4 protein-coding genes are annotated in these 4,196 nt (G+C 57.0%); all 4 read right to left on the reverse strand.

Annotated elements, in window-relative coordinates; genetic code table 11:
* Positions 1 to 1,344, reverse strand: a 1,344-nt coding sequence (locus B2R17_RS02235) for a DEAD/DEAH box helicase (RefSeq protein WP_414707204.1), incomplete at its 3' end; no start/stop codon positions are given.
* Positions 1,345 to 1,643: 299 nt separating this feature from the next.
* Entirely contained in the window at positions 1,644 to 2,045 is a 402-nt protein-coding gene (locus B2R17_RS02240; RefSeq protein ID WP_286762664.1) for a hypothetical protein, read from the reverse strand.
* A 25-nt stretch (positions 2,046 to 2,070) separates the two neighbouring features.
* On the reverse strand, positions 2,071 to 3,390 hold the full coding sequence (locus tag B2R17_RS02245; protein WP_339887599.1) for a heterodisulfide reductase-related iron-sulfur binding cluster: 1,320 nt from the start codon (positions 3,388 to 3,390) through the stop codon (positions 2,071 to 2,073).
* A partial coding sequence (locus B2R17_RS02250) for an FAD-binding oxidoreductase (protein WP_286762666.1) occupies positions 3,387 to 4,196 on the reverse strand: 810 nt, incomplete at its 5' end. The genes B2R17_RS02245 and B2R17_RS02250, both read right to left, overlap by 4 nt.

Genomic DNA, 4,196 nt, shown 5'->3' on the forward strand with positions numbered 1-4,196 from the left:
TCCGCGACGGCGACGACCACCGGGTTTGGCTCCGCCACCTGAACCACCTTGTGCTCCCGTGCCGGAACGCGAGCGACCACCGCCGCTTCGTCCGCCGCCACCGGATCGACCACCCGAGCGCGAGCCTGATTTGTCACCGGATCCTGGGTCTTGCAACGGTCGCGGCTGGCAACCGGGCAACCCCGTCGCGACAGGAATCTGCAGTTTGATTTCACGCTCAATCGCGATGAAGAACTTGGTCTCATGACCGCCACAAAACATCACCGTCTCGCCTTCGCGTCCCGCCCGTCCCGTCCGACCAATCCGGTGAACGTAGGCTTCGGGGGTGTTGGGCGTGTCGTAGTTGATCACGGTTTGGATGCCATCGATGTCGATCCCGCGAGCGGCCACATCGGTTGCCACCAACACATCGAGTTCATCGTTTTTGAATTTATTCAGCGTTCGAACGCGGTTGGCTTGAGTCTTGTTGCCATGAATCGCTGCGGCCTTCACTCCGGCTTTGACCAATCGCCTGGCAACCGCATCGGCACCGTGTTTGGTGCGGGTGAACACCAAAGTCGAGCCGGTAGCCTTGGTTTCGACAAAGTGACTCAGCAATCGCGGCTTGTCAGCTTGAGCGACAAAGCAGATTGATTGTTCGATCCGTTCGACGGTAGGTTTTTGCGGGGCAATTTGAATCGTGACCGGATCAACCAAAATCTCGTCGGCTAGTTTTCGAATGGGTCCTGGCATAGTCGCCGAAAACAACAGATTCTGCCGATCACGAGGCAGATACTTCAGGATGCGTTTGACATCAGGCAAGAACCCCATGTCCAGCATGTGGTCGGCTTCGTCGAGAACCAAGATTTCGACATCATTCAAATCGATGAAGCCTTGGTTGACCAAATCCAACAATCGCCCGGGCGTGGCAACCAACGTGTCGACGCCAGATTGCAATTCACGAACTTGAGGGTTTTGGTTGACACCTCCGAAAATGACCGTGCTGCGAAGCCGTGTCTTTTTGCCGTAAATCCGAAAGTTCGCTTCGATCTGAGCCGACAACTCACGGGTCGGTGAAAGCACCAACGTGCGGATGGGTCGGCGTCCGGGCCGTCGACCACGCCCCTTGGATGGCTCGCGACGTTCTTGATCGTCCTCCCACATGATCTGCAGGATCGGCAAGGCGAACGCGGCCGTTTTGCCCGTGCCGGTTTGAGCAGCACCGAGGACATCGTTGCCGTCAAGGATTTCGGGGATGGATTGAGCTTGGATGGGGGTCGGAGTTTCGTAGCCGGCTTGCTCGAGGCCTTGCAGCAAAGGGCCAGTCAGCCCCAGATCTTCAAATTTGTTCAAAACAGGGTCCAAGGTGGGAATCGATTCACGTGAAGCGTGAGCCGTGCAATCAGCGAGCCCGTTGAACCACTTCCTGGTCGCTCAAGAACTCGCCCCAGGACCAAGATGGTGTTCCCCTCGTTCACAACCATGTGAGCGATACAGGGACCCAATGAACCCGGATGCGTTGACCGCCAAGTCGCGAAAAAAATCGTCGCGGGCGGTTTGTTGCAAAAGACTAGCTATCCGCCCCCAAAAGTCCATTGCAAATCGGCTTTCACGCAATGGAATGCGAGTTTCTGCCCCCCAGCGATCCGATGACGGAGATTCTGTCACTCGCCCAATCGTCCGACCACCGATCGAGCCCGCTTGGCAGCCGCTCCGAGGGTGGCGGAATCGGATTCAGCGAGCTCTTGCAAGACTTTTGTCGTGGAGGGATCGATCAGAGGCAATCGCCCGAGCATCGTCGCGGTCCAGTAAAGCTGATCTGCGGCCAAAGGACTCCAGCTTTCGCCGTCCTCGCCTTCGTACAACACCGTCTCCAACAATCCCGCCATCTCTTCTTCCTCGTCAGCGGTCGGCTCAATTGATCCAGACAAAGCCTCCACTGCCCAAGTTCGAACCTCTTCGTCGTCCGATTGCAACGCGAGCAAACAATCGACGGTCTTCCCGTGGACGTTTTCTTGACGAGCCAACGATTCCAGCTCGCTCAGGGACAATTCATTCGCACTCATCGGGGTCTCTTCAGCTCAAGATTGTTTACGGTGAAGGGGATTCAACCAGGCACGCGTTGAGAAATTCCATCGTGTGCATGACCCGGGGTGCCGGATGGGCTTCGGTCGCCATCGAATTCAGATGTGTTTGCAGCTGCGTCAGGCAACCGATGTTTCCGCTGACGACAATCGGAGCCCCCGTTGCCAAAACGGCTTTCGCCTTCCGACGCCCGAGTTCATCCGCCGTTTCAGGTTGATCCAAGTTGTAAGTCCCGGCTGAACCGCAACACAAGTGCGACTCGCCAACGTCCACCAACTCAACATCCGGAATGCGACAGAGCACCTCACGAGGCTGCAACCGCACGCCTTGTGCATTCGCCAAGTGACAGGCGTCGTGGTAGGCCACTCGCACAATGGCTTCGGCCTCATGAACAAACGATGGTCGCTTCAACCGAAGCCGATCCGCATGCTCGCACACAACCACCGAAACATCTTTCACCGTTGCGGCCAAAGCCTTTGCTTTCGATTCGACATCCGTCCCCCGCAAGATCATCCCGTACTCTTGCATCCCCGATCCGCAGCCGGCCGCGTTGGTCACAATCGCGTCGATCGGTTGCTGATCGTTTGAGAATGCTCGCACGTTGTTGCGAGCGAACTTGGCCGCGCGTTCACCATCGCCCACGTGCCAGGCAAGCGATCCACAACAACTCTGCTCAGGCGGGACAACCACTTCCAATCCAATGTGCCGAAGCACCGCGATGGTGGCGACATTGATTCCAGGTGCCAGAACTTGTTGTGCACAACCGGCCAGCAATGCAACTCGTCCAACTTGCTCACCGGATGCGGCGTAGTGTTCTTGCAGCGGTTTCGCGGTCGGCAACGAGCTTGGCAACAACTCCAACATCGGTCGCAACACCGAAGGCACCAACGCGGAGAACTTCTTGCCGATCACTCCCATCCGTGCCGCGAATCGAAAGCGATTGGGATACGGCAGGGTTTGAGCGGTCAGCCAACGTTGCAATCTCTGCGGCCAAGCGGCCGAAACGCGATCTCGAACGAGCGATCGGTAAGGACTGAGCAGATGTCGATACGAAACACCCGACGGGCAGGCTGGCTCGCAAGCCAAACATCCCAAGCAAGCATCCAGATGAGGTGCAGCTTTGTCGGCCGGCATCGCGCCTTCCAAAACTTCCTTCATCAAAATGATGCGTCCGCGAGGCGAGTCGGATTCGCGTTGCATCACGTCATAGGTTGGACAAGCCGACAAGCAAAAGCCACAACGAATGCACGTGCTGACAGCTTCCGCCATCGCATCCGCATTGGGGCCAGAACGATCCAAGGGAATGTCATGCTGCATGGCGATCAAGCCTCCAAACGTTTTGTGTGCAGGGGCTCGCCAAACAAAAGCGGCGCGAAGCATCGATGAGGATCAATCGCCTTCGCCACCCGCACGACCACTTCGTCATGCCGCCACATACCGATTTGCGTTCCATGCGTCGAAGCGTCACCGGCGTTGAGCACCAAACCGGCCAGACCATGTTCGATCAACCAAGAGTTCAAAACTTGCAAGTCGCCCGCACCTGTGACGAACAAGACATTGCCAGCCAAACCAAAGTGCATTCTCCATCCCAGCTCAGTCAGCTCGCTGGGAAATGTCTGAACAACGGTTTCAATTTGTCGCGGGGTTATCGGAATGCGAACCGAGACTTCTCCTTCGACGTGCAACAGTTTCGACCACGACTTGTCGGCATGCTCTTCGGACAACCTTCGCACTTCCGCCTCGCCGACGTTGCGTTGAACTCGATCCATGATGGACTCCACCACCGCCTCCGGTCCGGGCACTCGCAACACGATGGACCAATCATGCAAATCCGTCATTCCTGGCTGGCACAACTCAATCGCATCCAATTCCACCGGCAACCGCGTGAGCGTTTGCATGTGCAAGGTTGCCGACGCGAGGTCGCCGCACCTCACGACCCAAGTGTTCGGTTCGACCGATTGAGGGAAAACTTTGAATGTCAGCCGCGTCAACACGCCCAATCGCCCAAGGCTTCCCACCATCAGCTTTGGAAAGTCGAACCCAGCAGCGTTCTTCACCACCGGTGCGCCGGTATGAACTTCGTTGCCCAAACCATCCAAGAAGGACGCAGCAAGAATAAAATCACGCAGGCC

The sequence above is a fragment of the Rhodopirellula sp. UBA1907 genome, assembly GCF_002337565.1.
Taxonomy (GTDB): Bacteria; Planctomycetota; Planctomycetia; order Pirellulales; family Pirellulaceae; genus Rhodopirellula; species Rhodopirellula europaea.

What these genes read in the sequence shown, in the direction of transcription:
- B2R17_RS02240 (WP_286762664.1), bottom strand. Translation starts at nt 2,045, where the DNA reads ATGAGTGCGAATGAATTGTCCCTGAGCGAGCTGGAATCGTTGGCTCGT.